The organism is Sphingomonas leidyi, assembly GCF_011761945.1.
Classification (GTDB): Bacteria; Pseudomonadota; Alphaproteobacteria; order Sphingomonadales; family Sphingomonadaceae; genus Sphingomonas; species Sphingomonas leidyi.
Window position 1 is genome coordinate 1,166,292 of the sequence record NZ_JAASQV010000002.1, and the last position, 16,433, is coordinate 1,182,724.

At 68.4% G+C, this 16,433-nt stretch carries 14 protein-coding genes; 6 read left to right on the forward strand and 8 right to left on the reverse strand.

The features are described from left to right. Positions 1 to 9: 9 nt before the first annotated feature. The 3 genes from FHR20_RS15320 to clpS all read left to right on the forward strand — a co-directional run bounded on the left by FHR20_RS15320 (position 10) and on the right by clpS (position 3,160). Positions 10 to 1,752, forward strand: a complete 1,743-nt coding sequence (locus FHR20_RS15320) for a PHA/PHB synthase family protein (RefSeq protein ID WP_167300416.1) — start codon at positions 10 to 12, stop codon at positions 1,750 to 1,752. A 120-nt stretch (positions 1,753 to 1,872) separates the two neighbouring features. Further along, positions 1,873 to 2,640: a phasin family protein gene (locus FHR20_RS15325; protein WP_167300417.1), complete on the forward strand. Its 768-nt coding sequence runs from the start codon at positions 1,873 to 1,875 to the stop codon at positions 2,638 to 2,640. A gap of 187 nt (positions 2,641 to 2,827) precedes the next feature. Beyond that, complete coding sequence (gene clpS / locus FHR20_RS15330) at positions 2,828 to 3,160, forward strand: ATP-dependent Clp protease adapter ClpS (RefSeq protein WP_086128377.1); 333 nt, start codon at positions 2,828 to 2,830, stop codon at positions 3,158 to 3,160. 184 nt (positions 3,161 to 3,344) lie between these two features. Here clpS and FHR20_RS15335 read toward each other — a convergent pair whose 3' ends face one another. Continuing rightward, positions 3,345 to 4,052, reverse strand: a complete 708-nt coding sequence (locus FHR20_RS15335) for a Crp/Fnr family transcriptional regulator (RefSeq protein ID WP_208413677.1) — start codon at positions 4,050 to 4,052, stop codon at positions 3,345 to 3,347. Positions 4,053 to 4,200: 148 nt separating this feature from the next. Here FHR20_RS15335 and murA point away from each other — a divergent pair, with 148 nt between their 5' ends. Both murA and FHR20_RS15345 read left to right on the forward strand, forming a co-directional pair. Continuing rightward, the gene (gene murA, locus FHR20_RS15340) at positions 4,201 to 5,484 is read left to right on the forward strand and encodes a UDP-N-acetylglucosamine 1-carboxyvinyltransferase (protein ID WP_167300419.1); all 1,284 of its coding nucleotides are present in this window, start codon (positions 4,201 to 4,203) and stop codon (positions 5,482 to 5,484) included. A gap of 5 nt (positions 5,485 to 5,489) precedes the next feature. After that, the gene (locus FHR20_RS15345) at positions 5,490 to 6,368 is read left to right on the forward strand and encodes an alpha/beta hydrolase (protein ID WP_167300420.1); all 879 of its coding nucleotides are present in this window, start codon (positions 5,490 to 5,492) and stop codon (positions 6,366 to 6,368) included. An 87-nt stretch (positions 6,369 to 6,455) separates the two neighbouring features. Here the strand turns inward: FHR20_RS15345 and FHR20_RS15350 are convergent, their stop codons facing one another. Continuing rightward, positions 6,456 to 8,771, reverse strand: coding sequence for a GH92 family glycosyl hydrolase (locus tag FHR20_RS15350; protein WP_167300421.1), 2,316 nt, complete (start codon positions 8,769 to 8,771; stop codon positions 6,456 to 6,458). A gap of 117 nt (positions 8,772 to 8,888) precedes the next feature. Here FHR20_RS15350 and FHR20_RS15355 point away from each other — a divergent pair, with 117 nt between their 5' ends. Continuing rightward, entirely contained in the window at positions 8,889 to 9,908 is a 1,020-nt protein-coding gene (locus FHR20_RS15355) for an SGNH/GDSL hydrolase family protein (protein ID WP_167300422.1), read from the forward strand. Here the strand turns inward: FHR20_RS15355 and FHR20_RS15360 are convergent. From FHR20_RS15360 to lgt, 6 genes are all read right to left on the reverse strand, one after another. Continuing rightward, a complete protein-coding gene (locus FHR20_RS15360; RefSeq protein WP_167300423.1) occupies positions 9,888 to 11,582 on the reverse strand; it encodes a hypothetical protein in 1,695 nt (564 codons plus the stop codon). The genes FHR20_RS15355 and FHR20_RS15360 overlap by 21 nt on opposite strands. A 58-nt stretch (positions 11,583 to 11,640) precedes the next feature. After that, on the reverse strand, positions 11,641 to 12,951 hold the full coding sequence (locus FHR20_RS15365; RefSeq protein ID WP_167300424.1) for a cystathionine gamma-synthase family protein: 1,311 nt from the start codon (positions 12,949 to 12,951) through the stop codon (positions 11,641 to 11,643). Positions 12,952 to 13,098: 147 nt separating this feature from the next. Then, a complete protein-coding gene (pgeF, locus tag FHR20_RS15370; protein ID WP_167300425.1) occupies positions 13,099 to 13,866 on the reverse strand; it encodes a peptidoglycan editing factor PgeF in 768 nt (255 codons plus the stop codon). Then, the gene (locus tag FHR20_RS15375) at positions 13,863 to 14,366 is read right to left on the reverse strand and encodes a GNAT family N-acetyltransferase (RefSeq protein WP_167300426.1); all 504 of its coding nucleotides are present in this window, start codon (positions 14,364 to 14,366) and stop codon (positions 13,863 to 13,865) included. The genes pgeF and FHR20_RS15375 overlap by 4 nt, the downstream gene beginning before the upstream one ends. Beyond that, positions 14,363 to 15,364 (reverse strand): class I SAM-dependent methyltransferase, encoded by a 1,002-nt coding sequence (locus tag FHR20_RS15380; RefSeq protein ID WP_167300427.1) that lies wholly within the window; start codon positions 15,362 to 15,364, stop codon positions 14,363 to 14,365. Before FHR20_RS15380 ends, FHR20_RS15375 begins: the two co-directional genes overlap by 4 nt. An 89-nt stretch (positions 15,365 to 15,453) precedes the next feature. Next, a complete protein-coding gene (lgt, locus tag FHR20_RS15385; protein WP_286711975.1) occupies positions 15,454 to 16,323 on the reverse strand; it encodes a prolipoprotein diacylglyceryl transferase in 870 nt (289 codons plus the stop codon). Between the last annotated feature and the right edge of the window lie 110 nt (positions 16,324 to 16,433).

Here is a 16,433-nt window from a genome sequence, read left to right on the forward strand (position 1 = left end):
TTGAAGAGGATGAGCATGGCCGAAACGACCACACCGCCGATTCCCGATCTCGAGGACCTGCAGCACTGGACCTGGGTGCTCGGCCGCGCGCAGCAGATGATGCTCGAGCACGGCCTCGACATGATGGAGCACGCCGCGCCGCCCTTCGGTACGCTGCTCGATCCCGCCGCGGCTGTGAAGGCGACCACCGATTTCTGGTCGGACACGATGAAGCTCTGGCAGCGTTTCCTCGATCCGCAGAACGCCCAGCCTTTCGAGGAGACGCCCGAGCAGGCGCGCGACAAGCGCTTCAAGGCGCCGCAATGGCGCGAGGAGCCGGTGTTCGACTTTCTGCGCCAGAGCTATCTGGTGATCGCCGACCATATGCTGCGCGGCGTCGACGGGCTGGAGGGGATGGACCCCAGGCAGAAGGACCAGGTGCGCTTCGCGACCAGGGGCTTCCTCGACGCGATGAGCCCGACCAACTTCCCCGCGACCAACCCCGAAGTGCTCGAGAAGATCGTCGAGACCAAGGGCGAGAGCCTGCTCAAGGGGCTGTCCAACATGCTGGGCGACCTGGCCAAGGGGCAGATGACCCAGACCGCCGAGGGCGCCTATGAGCTGGGCCGCAACCTGGCGATGACGCCGGGCAAGGTGGTGAAGCGCACGCCGCTCTACGAGCTGATCCAATATGCCCCGGCGGAAGGCGCGAAACAGGTCTATGCGACGCCGCTGCTGATCTTCCCGCCCTGGATCAACCGCTTCTACATCCTCGACCTCAATCCCGAGAAGAGCTTCATCCGCTGGGCGGTGGAGCAGGGGCTCACCGTGTTCGTCGTCTCGTGGAAGTCCGCCGACGCCACGATGAAGGACATAGTCTGGGACGATTTCGTCGAGGGCGGGCAGATCGACGCGATCGACACGGTGCGCGATCTGCTCGGCGTGGAGGCCGTGCACGCGATCGGCTATTGCGTTGCCGGCACCACGCTCGCCGCGACGCTGGCGGTGCTGCACGCAAGGGGGCAGGCCGAGAAGGTGCGGAGCGCGACCTTCTTCACCGCGCAGGTCGATTTCTCCGAGGCCGGCGAACTGGGCATGTTCGTCGACGACGACCAGCTGGCGATGATTCGCAGCCTGGGCGGCGAGGGATTCCTCGACGGGCGCTACATGGCGGCGACGTTCAACCTGCTGCGCGGGCGCGACCTGATCTGGAACTACGTCACCAACAACTATCTGATGGGCAAGGACTATGCCCCGTTCGACCTGCTCCACTGGAATTCGGACGTCACCAACCTGCCCGCGCGCTGGCACATGAGCTATCTGACCGACCTCTACCGCGACAACAAGCTGGTCCAGCCCGGCGCGCTGGCGATCGGCGGCACGCCGCTCGATCTCGCGAAGGTGGCGACTCCCACCTATGTCCAGGCCGGGCGCGAGGATCACATCGCTCCGGCGCAGAGCGTCTGGAAGATCACGCAGTATTTCAGGGGGCCGCTCAAGTTCGTGCTCGCCGGATCGGGGCACATCGCCGGCGTGGTGAACCCGCCCTCCGCGCAGAAATATCAATATTGGACCAATTCGGAGAAGGTCGAATCGCTCACCGAATTTTTCGCGGGAGCAAAAGAGACCAAGGGGAGTTGGTGGCCCGACTGGATCGGCTGGCTCGACGCGCTCGATGCCGCCAGGGTTCCGGCCAAGGGCGCGCGGATTCCGGGCAAGGGCAAGCTCAAGCCCTTGGAGGATGCGCCGGGAAGCTATGTCCGGATGCGCTGATTTCCCGCGCTATCCCAGGCTTTTATCTATTTTTGTGCAGTGCACAAAAGTCACTTGCATTGCAGTGCAAGAAGAGCTACATGCTGCATCGCAGCAATAGCTTTATGGGGAAGGCACATCATGGCCACCAAAGGACCGAAGACCGGCGCGCCCAAGCCCGTCGCTCCGAAGCCTGCGGCGCGCGCCAAGCCCGCGCCGAAAGTTGCTGCGCCCAAGGCTGAGAAGCCCGAGCCGGTGAAGGCCGCCGAGACGATCGTCGAGGCTCCCGTCGTCGCCGAGCCGGTCCCGGTCCTTGAGGCAGCACCGCAGGAAGTGACCGAAACCGAAACCGTCCAAGCCGTGGCCGAGACCCCCGTCGAGCAGATCGCCGAGGTTGCCGCGGAAACCGCAATCACCGCCGTCGAAGCCGTCGAGGAGACGGTCGCCGCGCCGGAAGTGAAGGGAAGCTGGAAGATGACCACCATCGAGAACGCCACCGACAAGGCCCAGGCTCTGTTCGCCGAGTGGAACGACCGCACCAAGGCCGCCGTCGAGAAGTCGACCAAGCTGGTCGAGGAAGCCAATGACTTCGCCAAGGGCAATGTCGAGGCGCTGGTCGAGTCGGGCCGCATCGCCGCCAAGGGCTTCGAGGGCCTGGGCCAGGACGCCGCCGAATATGGCCGCAAGTCGTTCGAGAGCGCGACCGCCGCGCTGAAGAACCTCGCCGCCGTCAAGTCGCCGACCGAGTTCTTCAAGCTGCAGAGCGACTATTTCCGCGGCGCGTTCGACTCGTACGTCGCCGAGGCGTCGAAGAACACCGAGGCGCTGATCAAGCTCGCCAGCGATGCCGCGCAGCCGCTGTCGAACCGCGTTGCCGTCGCCGCCGAGAAGGTGAAGACCGCCGCGTAAGCCGGCGCTTCCGGCCTGCCGGAAGACGAGATCAGGGCGGTCGTCCCCCGGGGGCGGCCGCCCTTTTCCTTTCCGGTGTCTCGTCGGGGGGCACGCGTGGCCGGCGGCCTTGCCCTTGGGAGCGCGAGCCCATATTTTCGGCGGCGTGACAGATCCCGTGAAATTCGACATCAGCATGCCATGGCGCATGGCCGAGGACGGCAATGACGACGACCGGGGCAACGACCCCTCCGTCGGCATTGCCACGCGCACGCGCACCCGGACGAAGAAGCCCACGCCCTATCGCGTGCTGATGCTCAACGACGACTATACGCCGATGGAGTTCGTCGTGCTCGTCCTGCAGCGCTTCTTCCGGATGAACATGGAAGAGGCGACGCGCGTGATGCTCCACGTCCATCAGCGCGGCGTGGGCGTATGCGGCGTGTTCAGCTACGAAGTCGCCGAGACCAAGGTGGCGCAGGTGATCGACTTCGCCCGCCAGAACCAGCACCCGCTGCAATGCACGCTGGAAAAGGCGTAGGGCGATCGTTTCGCGCCTGCCTCCGTATCGACCCGTGTAGGCATTTTTCCGGGAAACACAGCGGCCCCGGCCCGGGCTATGAGATCTTCCGTTCCTGGGAACCGGGGGGTTTCGGGCGGGAACGGGGGCCGGACGGCGCGACTTGTCATCGCAGACGTCCGGCCCCTCGCGTTCCCGGCGAAGCTCAGCGCGCCCGGGGCAGCCAGCCGAGGTCGAGCCCCTCGTAGCGGTTGACATAATTGGCCGCGCGGGCAAGCGCGCGCTCGTCGAGCAGCGTGACGCGGCCGCCCTCCCGGGCGATCATCCCTTCCTCCTCGAGTTGGCGCAGCATGCGGTTGACATGCACGGCGGTGAGGCCGGTCGCGTCGCCCACTTCCTCCTGCGTCAGCCCCAGCGGAAAGACATTGGCGAGGCTCTTGTCGGTGGCGCGCAGGCGATTGCGCAACTCGAGCAGCAGCGCCGCGACCCGGGCCTTGGCGCTGGTGCGGCCAAGTGCGGCCAGCCGGTCGGTCAATGCGACGCGTTCGATCTGCGAATAGACCAGCACCATCGCGGCGAGGCGCGGATGATCGAGCATCAGATCCGACAGCACGCCGCGATCGAACGGGCAGACCACGCAGTCGGACAGCGCGGCCAGGGTCTCGGGCGCTTCCCGATAGACTGCGCTGGAAATCCCCAGCATGTCGCCCGGAAAGAGGAAGCGCAGGATCTGGCGGCTGCCATCGTCGAGCAGCACATAGCTCATCATCAGGCCCTTGCGCAGGATATAGAGTTCGTTGCCGCCCTCATTCTCGCGCTGGAGCACCGCCCCGCGGCGCAAGTGGCGCTGGCGTTCTTCCAATCTTTCGAGCGCTTTCCGCTCGACCTCTGATAAGTCGATCAGCTCGCTCAGCCTCTCCGCGAAACAACTGCCGGACACGCGATGGCTTCTCCCCACGCGCAATGCAAAGCAGTGCAACTGAATCAATGCATTAAAATCGATCAAGGGTGCGAAAAACGCCTGCCCTTGCGCGTGGCGGGACAAAGATTAGAAGCCCGGCATGGACCGTATTCTCATTCGCGGCGGCAAACGCCTTTCCGGCAAGATTCCCGTCTCCGGCGCCAAGAACGCGGCGCTCACGCTGATGCCCTGCGCGCTGCTCACCGACGAGCCGCTGACCTTGCGGAACCTGCCGCGCCTGGCGGACGTGGACAGCTTCGGCCATCTGCTCAACGAGCTCGGTGCCTCGACCGCGATCGAAGGCACGCGGCCCAGCGATTTCGGCCGGGTGATGACCGTGCGGGCGGGCAAGCTCACCTCGACCGTGGCGCCCTATGACATCGTCCGCAAGATGCGCGCCTCGATCCTGGTGCTCGGCCCGCTGCTCGGCCGCGCGGGCGAGGCGACGGTGTCGCTGCCTGGCGGCTGCGCGATCGGCAACCGCCCGATCGACCTGCACCTGAAGGCGCTCGAGGCGATGGGCGCCGAGATCGAGATCGCCGCGGGCTATGTGAAGGCGACGGCGCCCGGCGGTCGGCTGCGCGGCGGGCGCTACAGCTTCCCGGTGGTCTCGGTCGGCGCGACCGAGAACGCGCTGATGGCGGCGGTCACCGCCAAGGGCACCACTGTTTTCGACAATGCCGCGCGCGAACCCGAGATCGTCGACCTGTGCAACCTGCTCGTCGCGATGGGCGCGCATATCCAGGGCATCGGCACCGAACGGCTGGAGATCGAAGGCCGGGACCGCCTGCACGGCGCGACCTATGCGGTGATGCCCGACCGGATCGAGGCGGGCAGCTATGCCTGCGCGGCGGCGATCACCGGCGGCGACGTCGAACTGGTCGGCGCGGCGGCGAACGACATGCGCGCGACTCTCGACGCGCTGGTCCAGGCCGGAGTGACGGTCGAGGAGACCAGGGGCGGGATCCGCGTGGCAGCCAACGGCCCGCTCAAGCCGCTGACGCTGTCGACCGCGCCCTTCCCGGGCTTCGCGACCGATATGCAGGCGCAGTTCATGGCGATGCAATGCATGGCCGAGGGCGCCAGCGTCTTCACCGAGACGATCTTCGAGAACCGCTACATGCACGTGCCCGAGCTGGCGCGGATGGGCGCCCATATCGATGTGCGTGGGCGCACCGCGGTGGTGCACGGGCCGACCAGGCTGGTCGGCGCGCAAGTGATGGCGACCGATCTCCGCGCCTCGATGAGCCTGATCCTCGCCGGTCTGGCGGCCGAGGGCGAGACGCAGGTCAACCGCGTCTATCACCTCGACCGCGGCTATGAGCGGCTGGAGGAGAAGCTTTCGGCGGTGGGCGCGGATATCGAGCGGGTCGGCGACGGCTAGGGCAGATGCTCGGGCGGCGCTTCAGCCTGGCGATCGGGGCGGCGGCGCTGCTGCTGTTCCTGGTGCTGACGGCAAGCTGGTTCCTCGCATCGAAGATCGCCGCCGGGCATGCCTCGGCAGTGGCGCCGGTGCCGCCGCCGGCCGAGCAGGTGCAGCTTGCGGCGCGGGACGGTGTTTCGCTCGCCGGCACCTATTGGCCCGGGCGACGCCCCGATGCGCCGGCGGTGCTGCTCCTCCACGGCGTCGGCGCCTCGCGGAACCAGACCGCGCCGATGGCCGAGGCGCTGGTGGCGCAAGGCTATGCGGCGCTGGCGATCGACCTGCGCGGGCATGGCGCGTCGACGATCACCGATCATAGCTATGGGCTCGACGAAGGGCTGGACGCGCGCGCGGCGTTCGGCTGGTTGAAGGCAAGGCAGCATGGCGCGAAGGTGGCGGTGATCGGCGTCTCGCTGGGCGGCGCTGCGGCGCTGATCGGGCGCGACGGCATGGTCCCGGCCGATGCGCTGGTGCTGGTCGCAGTGTTCCCCGACATTCGTCATGCGATCTACAACCGGATGGCGGCGGTGCTGACGGCGGCGGGCGCGACGCTGGCCGAGCCGCTGCTGAGTTTCCAGGCGCTGCCACGTTATGGCGTGTGGCCCGGGCGGATCGCGCCGATCGCGGCGATCCGGGACTATCCCGGACCGGTCTTCGTGATTGGCGGCGCGGCAGATCGCTACACGCCGCCGGCGGAGACCCGCGCGCTCCATCGGGCCGCGCCGAACCGCAAGGCATTGTGGCTGGTACCGGGGCTGTCGCATGGCGAGGTGAGCAATCTGCACGACGCCGAATGGGCGCGGCGAATCGGCGGGTTCCTGCGCGAGACGATCGAGACGCCATAGGTTGCGGACTCGTATTCCCTCGCCCGTCATCGTCCTCTTCGCAGGGATGACGGGCCTGGTTCCAAGGCCTTGCTCGGAGTTGCCGACCTAGCGCGCCGTGCTCATCGAATAGGGGCGCGCCGCCCTGGCCGTAGCCCAGCCCTTGTTCGGCGTGGCGCGCATCGCGAAGCGCAGCTCGCCGCCGGCGACGATCTCCTCGTGCCGCAGATACCCCCTCGCCAGCGGCCTGCCGTTCAGCGTGACCTTGCCGACATAGGGGTTCGCCTCCGACAGGCCGTCGGCGATCACGGTGAAACGCTTGCCGTTCGGCAGGTTGAGCGTCGCGCGGTCCAGGAAGGGCCGGCCGATCACATATTCGTTCGAGCCGGGCGCGACCGGATAGAAGCCGAGCGCGGTGAAGACCAGCCAGGCGGACATCTGGCCCAGATCGTCATTGCCCGAAAGCCCGTCCGGCGTCGGCTTGTACTGGCTCTCGACGATCTGCTTCAGCCGCTCCTGGGTGCGCCAGGGCTGGCCGGCATAGGCGTAGAGATAGGCGACATGGTGGCTCGGCTCGTTGCCATGGATGTACTGGCCGATCAGGCCGGCAATGTCCTCGGCATGGCTGTAGTCGAGCTTCGAATTGTCGAAATCGAACATCGCGTCGAGCTTGTTCACTGCCGCCGCGTCGCCGCCGAGCAGCGCGAACATGCCGGCCTGGTCCTGCGGCACGAACCAGGAATATTGCCAGGCATTGCCCTCGGTATAGTCCGATCCATAATTGATCGCGGTGGGATCGAAGGGCGTGCGATAGCTGCCATCGGCCTTGCGGGCGCGCAGGAAGCCGGTCTTCGCATCGAAGCTGTTGCGCCAGTTGCCGGCCCGCTTCCCGAAGGCGGCGGCGACGTCCGCCTTGCCCATCGCCCCGGCCATGCGCGCGATGGTCCAGTCGTCATAGGCATATTCGACGGTCTTCGACGCCGCTTCCGGCTCCCGGTCGATCGGCACATAGCCGAGCTTCATATACTGGTCCAAACCGCCATAGGGGCCGTAGGTCGCGCTCTTCACCATCGCATCGAGCGCGGCTTGTGCGTCGAAGCCGCGAATGCCCTTGAGATAGGCATCGGCGATCACCGGCACGGCGTGATAGCCGATCATCGTCCAGGTCTCGCGGCCATGGAACTGCCAGACCGGCAGGATGCCGAAGGGACTCACCTGCTGGCTGGCGACCAGCGATTGGACGAAGTCGGCGTTCCGCCTTTCCGGCTGGAGCAGCACCAGCAGCGGATGTTCGGCCCGGAAGGTATCCCATAGCGAGAAGGTCGAGTGGAAGGTGAAGCCCGTGGCGGCATGGACCTGGTCGTCCGGGCCCCGCCAGCGACCATCGGCGTCGGAGAAGACGCTGGGGGCGATCAGGCTGTGATACAGCGCAGTGGCGACCATGCGCTTCATCGGCGCGGGCCCTTCGAGTTCGACTGCGCCGAGCGCCCTTTCCCAGGCCCTCCCCGTATCGGCGCGGATCGCGTCGAAATCGCCGCGCTCGCTGTCGAGATTGGCGATGGCGCCGTCCTCGTCGACCGCGGAGATGGCGACCTTCACTTCGAGCGGCCTGTCGAGCACGCCGAAGCCGAACTGGGCGACCAGCGCGCGCCCCTGGAGCTGGGCCGGGTCCGCGGCGCCCCGGCCGGGGCCCTGAAAGCCGTTATACGCCACCTTCTCCTCGGTGTTCGAGAAGGCATGGCGGGTGAGCGGCGCGGAGGGGCGGATCGCGAAATAGAGCTTGCGGGCGGGCGCCCAGCCGCGCGTCTCGCGCATGCCGGTGATCGTGCCGTCCGCGCGGACCCGGATCGAGGACCAGAGCGTCTTGCCCGGATAACTGTAGAGCGAGCTGCGCAGATCGAGCAGCAGCCGGGCATCCTTGCCGGCGGGGAAGGTGTAGCGCTGCACGCCGACGCGGGTGCCCGCGGTCATCTCGGCACGTACCCCGCTATCGGCCAGGGTGACGGCATAATAGCCGGGCCGCGCCTGTTCGGTCGCGTGATCGAAGCGCGCGCGCTGGGCGCCGGGCTCGAGCGAAGTCGCATCGCCTACCAGCGGCTGGATCAGGAAGTCGCCCAGGTCCGAATGGCCGGCGCCCGAGAAATGCGTCATCGAGAAGCCCTGGATCGTCGGATCCTCGTAGCGATAGCCGGCGGCGTGGCCGTAGCATTTGCGGATCTCGCAGGTCGTGTCGGTATCCGGGCTCAGCTGGATCATGCCGAAGGGCGCGACCGCCCCGGGGAAGGTGTGCCCCTCGCCGCCGGTGCCGATCATGGGATCGGCGGCGTCATAGGTGGATCCGCCGGACGTCTGGGCCGCGAGCGGCGCGGTGGCGAGCGACAGGGCGGCGAGCGCGGCGAGGCCGGTGCGAAGGGGCGCGGTCATGCGCTTCGTTAGAGCAGAGCCGCGCCGCGCCTCCAACCCGGATCGGAGCCGATGCCTGCCGCCGGCCGATCCGATGCCGCGATTTCGCGCGCCGGCGGAACGGGCTAGGGTGGCGCGATGAAGCCCTTTGCCCTTGCGCTGCTCGCGCCGCTTGTCCTCTCCGCCGCGCCCCCGCCCGAGGGCAGGCGACTGGCCGTCCATGTCGGCGGCCGCGCGATCGTCCAGGGTGGCGAGATGCGGTTCGGCTGGCCGGGCACCTATGTCGAGGCGCGCTTTCGCGGCACCGACGTCACCGTCCGGGTCGAGACGCATGGTGACTTCCTGCGGGTGAGCGTGGACGGCAAGCCGTTCCAGACCCTGGTGACGCCCGGCCCCGCGACGGTGCGGATCGCGGGGCTGAAGCCCGGCGTCCACGCCATCCGCATCGACAAGCTGACCGAGAGCCAGTCGGGCAGCAGCAGCTTTTTCGGCTTCTTCACCCATGGCACGCCGCTCCCCGCGCCGGTCCGGTCCGGCGGGATCGAGTTCATCGGCGATTCGCACAGCGTGGGCTATGGCAACACTTCGGCGACGCGCACCTGCACGGCGCAGCAGGTGCACGACACGACCGATACCAGCCAGGCCTTCGGGCCCATCGTCGCCAGGCGATTGGGCGTCGATTACCGGGTGATCGCCTATTCGGGCTATGGCATCGTCCGCAACCATGCCGGCCGCTTCCCCGGCGAGAACCTGCCCTTTCTCTATCCGCGCGCGCTGCCCGGCGATCCGGCGCCGGCCGCGCCCGAGCCGGGCTGGAAGCCCCGGGCGATCGTGGTCAACCTCGGCACCAACGACTTCTCGACGCCGCTCCACGCCGGCGAGGCCTGGGCCGACGCGGCGGCGCTGCGGGCCGCCTATCGCGCCCGCTACATCGACTTTGTCAACGAGCTCCGGCGCCGCCAGCCCCAGGCGCGCCTGGTGCTGATGGGTGCCGGGGATTTCCAGGCCGATGTTGCCGCGGTGGCCGAGGCCACTGGTGCGACGGCGGTGCAGGTGCCCACGCTCGCGATGACCGGGTGCAACTGGCACCCCTCGCTCGCGGACCATCGCCTCATGGCCGATCTCCTGGCCGCGGCGCTAAAAGGCCGGCGCGGCTAGCTTCACGTCCGCCCGGACCCAGGCGGCGGCGAAATCCTTCTCCGCCGCGCCCGCGTCCTTGCCCTGGGCCTTCAGCGCCTGGGCGAGGCCGAGCAGCGCCCAGCCGTTGCGCGGATTGCGCCGGGGATCCAGGTCTTCGCGGAACACCGCCTCGGCTTCCGCCGCCTTGCCGGCGCCGAGCAGCGCGGCGCCGAGCAGGTGGCGAGTCGGGAAGAACTCGTCCGAAGGCTCGTTGTACGACAGCCCGTCCTCGACGGTGACCGCTTCGCGCAGCAGCGCGACGGCGCGGGGCCCGTCCTTCCGGGCGAGTGCGATCCGGGCCTCGGCGCGCAGCGCGGCGATGCGGAAGAGCGGCGCGGCCAGGTTCATGCCGGCCAGCGCCTCGGCGGGTGCGCCGGCGATCCTGGCCTTGAGGCCGGCCAGCTCGGCCTCGGCCTCGGCGATCCTGCCCTTGGCGGCGAGCGCGATGGTGCGTGCCGACAGCCAGTTGACGGTCAGGTCGAGCAGCCGTGCGTCGGGCCGGGGCTCGGCCAGCATCTCGTCCCAGCGGCCGAAGCGGACCAGCGCCTGATAGAGATAGCCGATCCCCCAATCCATGCCCGGCATGGCGGCCGCCTGGTCGTCGGTGAACACCAGCCGCACGTCGCGCAGCGCCTTGATCGTCTCGGCGGCGCGCCCCTCCATCGCCGTCGAGGCGGCGAGGAACTGGAGGTTGTGCGCCGAGTACATCGGATAATAGTCGATCGCCGCGGTCCTGGCGTAATAGGCCTTGTCGGCGGCATCGGCATCGCGATTGGCCACCGCCGATTCCTCGTAGCGGCCGACCCGCTGGAAGATGTGCGAGGGCATGTGCACGAGATGGCCCGCGCCCGGCATCATCGGGCCGACCCGCTCGGCGGCGGCGACGGCGCGGTCCGGCGTGGTCGAGGCTTCGACGGCGTGGATATAGTAATGGTTGGCGCCGGGATGCTGCGGGTTGCGCTTCAGCACGGTCTCCAGCGTGGCGACGATCTCGGGCGTGTCCCTGGCCGGGGTGCCGTCGGCATTCCACAGCTTCCACGGCGTTCGGTTCATCTGCGCCTCGGCGAACATCGTCAATATGTCGTCGTCCTGGGGGAAGGCCTTGGCGGCGCCCCGCATCGCATCGCCATAGGCGGCGAGCAGCGGCGCGCTGTTGCTCGGGTCGACCGGCTGCGGACCGGTATAGCGCCTGGCCAGGGCCAGGATCAGCGCGCGGTTCGCCGGCGTGGCGCCAGGCGCCAGCGCCTCGGCCTTCTTGAGCGCGTCCCAGGCGACGCGGGCCCGCGCCTCGGCCATCATCGGCATGTTGTAATTGGGGCCGAGGGCGAGCGCGACGCCCCAGTGGCAGATGCCGCACCGGGGATCGGCCTCGGCCGCCCGGGCGAAGCTGCGCGCCGCCTCGTCATGGTTGAACGCCCAGAGCAGGCGCATGCCCTGGTCGAAATAGGCCTGGGCGGCGGGCACCTTTGTCCCGGCATCGCGGTGGAAATCGCCGAGATCCGGGAAGAGCTGTGCGCCATGCGCCCAATCGGCGAGCGTCTGCGGGAAGCCGTGCCCGCCATGCATGCCGGCCATGTCGCCCGTCTGTGCCGTGGCGGGCAGCGCGAGCAGCGGTGCCGCAAGCAGAACCAGGAAGCGCGAAAGTCCGATCATGGCCGAGTTCCCCCTCGGGCCGGCAGGATATACCCGCCGGCCCTCGATCTCAATCGGCTCAGACGGCTTTGAGCGCCTCCTCGAAATCGGCGATCAGATCGTCGGCATCCTCGACGCCGATCGAGATGCGGACGAGATTGTCGGTGATGCCCAGCGCCTGTTTGCGCGCGTCGGGCACCGAGAGGTGAGTCATGCCGGCCGGGTGGCTGGCCAGCGTCTCGGTGCCGCCCAGCGACACGGCGAGCTTGGCGATCTTGAGGCTGTCGAGAAAGGCGAACGCCTCCTTCTCGCCGCCCTTGAGGTAGAGCGAGAAGGTCGAGCCCGCGCCGGTGCAGTGGCGCCGATAGATGTCGGCCTGGCGCGAGCCCTCCTCGAGGAAACCGAGATAGCCGACATGCTCCACCTTGGGGTGCGTGCGCAGGAACTCGCAGACCTTCACGGCATTCTCGCCGGCGCGAGACATGCGCAGTTCCAGCGTTTCGAGGCTGCGGAGCAGCATCCAGGCGGTGTTGGGATCGCAGATGGTGCCGATCGTGTTGCGCATCAGCCGGATCGTGTTGATGTGTTCCTTCGAGCCGAGCACGCCGCCGGCCACCAGGTCCGAATGGCCGCCGGCATATTTGGTCAGCGAATAGACGACGATGTCGGCGCCCTGCTTGAGCGGCTGGGCCCACAAGGGCCCGAGGAACGTGTTGTCGATCGCGATCGGCGGCTTGTTCGGTCCCTTGAAGATCGCGTCGCGGCTGGCGGCGACGGCTTCGACATCGACCAGCGCGTTGGTCGGGTTGGCCGGCGATTCGAGATAGATCAGCGCGACGTTGCCGCTGGCGGCCTTGCCCAGCACCGCATCGATCTCCTCGCGCGTGGCACCGGCCGGGAAGTCGAGCCAGTGCACGCCGAAACGACCCAGGATACGGGCGATCAGCGTCTCGGTCGCGGCATAGAGCGGGCCCGAATGGACGATCGTGTCGCCCGGCTTGACCATCGACAGGAACAGCGTGGCGATCGCCGACATGCCGCTGGAAAAGGCCAGCGCATCCTCCGCGCCTTCCCACACGCCCAGGCGATCCTCGAGGATCTCCTGGTTCGGGCCGTTGAAGCGCGAATAGACCAGGCCCTCGGCACCGCCCGGGCGCTTGCCGGTGACGCCCTCGAAATGGCGCTTGCCGGCGGCGGCATTGGGGAAGACGAAGGTGGAGGTGAGGAAGATCGGCGGCTTGAGCGAGCCTTCCGATAGCATGGGGTCGAAGCCATGGCCCATCATCAGGGTGGCCGGCTTGAGCTTGCGCCCGCCGACCGTGTCGACATCCGCCTTGGGGCGGCGGCGCGGAGTGGCGCCGGTCAGGTCGGCTTCGGTCTCGTCGGTCATGCAGTCTCTCCGGTCAGGGGCGTGAGCGCCACCTGTTTCGTATCATCTGTAACGAGCCGGCGGCGGGATCGCACCCCCGGATGCGGCGAAAGTTTGCGAAGCCTGCGCTGCGAGGGGCGATTCCGCCTTCCCGCGTGCCGGATGCGTTCACGCCAGTCCGACGATCGAGATCTGCCGCCCGTAATCCGGCTCACGCCGATGCGTCGCGCGGCGATAGGAGTAGAAATGCTCCGGCCGCGCATAGGTGTCCTGGCCCAGCATCTCGACGGTACGGAGGCCCGCCGCGGCCAGCCGGTGCGCGACATAGGCTTCGAGATCGAACTGCCAGTGATCCTCGCGCCTGCCCTCGGTGAAGAAGCGCTCGTTCGCCGGATCGGCCTCGGCGAACCGGGCGAGGAAACCGGCATCGACTTCATAGGAGGCGCGGGCGATGCAGGGGCCGACCGCGGCGACCATCCGGTCGCGGCTCGCGCCCAGCATCTCCATCGCGGCGATCGTCGAATCGGTGACGCCGCCGAGCGCGCCCTTCCACCCCGCATGGGCGGCACCGACCACGCCGGCCTGCGTATCGGCGAACAGCACCGGCGCGCAATCGGCGGTGAGGATGCCGAGCGCCAGCCCCGGCCGATCGGTGACCAGCGCATCGGCATGGGGGCGCAGCCGATCCTCCCAGGGCGCGGCCACGGTGACGCAGTCGGCGGAATGGACCTGATGTACCGAGACGAGGCGGGCGTCGGGCAGTACCGCTTCCACGGCGCGACGGCGATTCTCGGCGATCAGCGCGGGATCGTCGCGCGAGCCCAGCCCGACATTGAGGCTGGCCATGTCGCCCGTCGAGACGCCGCCCTTGCGGCCGAGAAAGCCGTGCGCGACTCCGGCCAGCGCCCGCGCGCGGAAGATCTCGATCTCGTTCACAGGATGCGCCTCATCAACCGGTCCTCATCGGCGTGCTCGCCGACCATGAAGGCATAGGCGCCCCGGTCCTCGAACCCGTTCTTCTCGTAGAAGCGCCTGGCGCGGCGATTGTCGACATAGACCGAGAGCCACATCTCCTCGGCGCCTCGCGCCCGGCCCTGCTCCAAGGCCCAGTCGAGCAGCGCCTGGGCCGCACCGCTGCCCTTGGCCCGCTCGTCGAGATAGAGCTGGCGCAGCTCATGGGCGGGGGCGGTGGCCTCGGCGGGCAGGGTCAGCCCGCTCGTCTTGGCGAAGCCGGCCAGGCCCCGTTCGTCCTCGGCGAGCCGGAAGCGCAGCTCGGGCTCCGCGAACTCCCCGGCCCAGGCCTCGGGCGTGAAGCCGGCGAGGAAGTCGGCAAGGTCCCTGGGGGCGTAGAGATGGCCGAAGGTCGCGACGAAGCTGGTGCGGAACAGCGCGTCGATCGCCGGCAGGTCGGCCCGGGTGGCGTCGCGGTAGATCATTCGAAGCCTGCGGGAACGGGCCAGCCGGGCGCCGTCAGCGCGATCACCTTGAACAGCTCGCCCATCTGCTCCGGATCGGTCAGCCGGTCGCGATCGGTGGCGAGCTGGCCGGCGCGGTCCGGCGCGGCGAGCGAGAGGCTGGCGGTGCGCTCGGCGATGCCGAGCCGCATCAGGAAGGCGCCCTGGGCCACCGGGCCATGGACGACCAGGCCCTCGGCCCGTGCGGCTTCGGCGAGCGTGGCGAAATCGACATGGGCGGTAAGGTCCGCCTCGCCCGGCATGTCGAACGGGTTGGCATAGGCATGGCCCTTCACTGCCTGGAGCGTGTCGCCGATCGCGGGCCCCATATAGCCATAGTCGACGATCAGCGCGGCGCCGCCCTGATCGTTCAGTCGCTTGGCGAGCTGGCGCAGCACCGCGACGCCGGCCGGCGAAGTCTCGAGGATCGAGCCGGGCGCGGCATCCCTGAAGTCGCGCGGGATGATCATGTCGAAGCTGCGATCGCCCTGGATCGGCAGGAACAGCATGTCCTGGCAGGCGACGAGCCGCTCGCGCCAGCCTTCCCCGGTGGCGATGAGCTGGCGGATCGGCAGCGCGTCGAAGAATTCATTGGCGACGAAGATCAGCGGCGCATCGTCGGGCAGGCCGACCAGGTCGAGATGGAATTCGGCATGCGCCACGCGTTCGGCCTGGGCGGCACGCAGCGTCGGGCTGGTCTCGACCAAGTCGACCGGCGGCGTGAGCCCCGCCTTGGCCATGGCGCGCAGCGCGTCGGCGGCGAGCGTGCCGCGGCCCGGGCCGAGCTCGACATAGCGGACGGGCGGCGCATCGGCGCGCTGCCACAGGTCCGCTATCCACAGGCCGATCAGCTCGCCGAACATCTGGCTCACTTCGGGCGCGGTAGTGAAGTCGCCCCGCGCGCCGAGCGGATCGCGCGTCGCATAATAATGCGCGTTGGCGGCGCCCATGAACTGCGACAGCGGGATGGGCCCGGCCATGGTGATGGCGCGGGCCAGCCGCTCGGCGAGCAGGGGCTCGGCGGCGTTGGCCGCGCGCTCCCCTGCCGGGGCGTCGAGAGGATTCTCGCTCAGGCGACGCTCTCCGTGCCGAGCGTGGGCTCGACGCGCTGGCGGCGGCCCTTGGCAGTGACGATCAGATAGATGCCGCCAATGATCATCGGCAGGCACAGCACCTGGCCCATATGGATGATGTTGGCGAAGAAGGTGCCGTCGAACTGCTGATCGGGCTCGCGGAAATATTCGACGAAGAAGCGGAAGCAGCCATAGCCGAGCAGGAAGATGCCGACGAGCTTGCCCGGTTCGTAGCGCGCCTTGGTGCGCCAGAAGAAGAACCAGAGGATGGCGAACAGCGCGATGCCCTCGAGCCCCGCCTCATAGAGCTGGCTGGGGTGGCGCGCATCGTTCCCGGCGCCGGGGAACACGATCGCCCAGGGCAGGTTCGCCGGCTTGCCCCACAGCTCGCCGTTCACGAAATTGGCGAGGCGGCCGAAGAACAGGCCGAAGGGCGCGCAGCAGGCGACATAGTCGTGCACGCGCAGCCAGTTGAGCCCCTGGCGCCGGCACATCAGGATGATCGCCAGCGCCGTGCCGATCACGCCGCCATGGAACGACATGCCGCCGTCCCAGAGCTTGAAGATGCGGATCGGGTCGAGGAACATCCCGGGCGCGTAGAAGATCACATAGCCGAGACGCCCGCCCAGGATGATGCCGAGCGTGGCGTAGAAGACGAGATCGTCGGCATGGCGCCTGCTCATCGGCGCGCCGGGCTGGCGGAGCAGGCGGAGGAGATACCACCAGCCGACCAGGATCCCGGCGATATAGGCCAGCGAATACCATTTGATCTCGAAGAAGCCGAGGTTGAGCGCGACCTTGTCGAGGCCGAGATCCTTGAACTGGATATGGTCGGCCGCGGCGGCGGCCAGGGTGGAAAGCAGCACGGGTGTCCCTCCGGGTGTCGGGCCCCCGATAGAGCAGGCTCGCCGCAAACCCAAGGGGCTCGCGTTCGAAGGGCGACTCGCCCATCGTCGGGGGGAGCCGGGGTGACAGC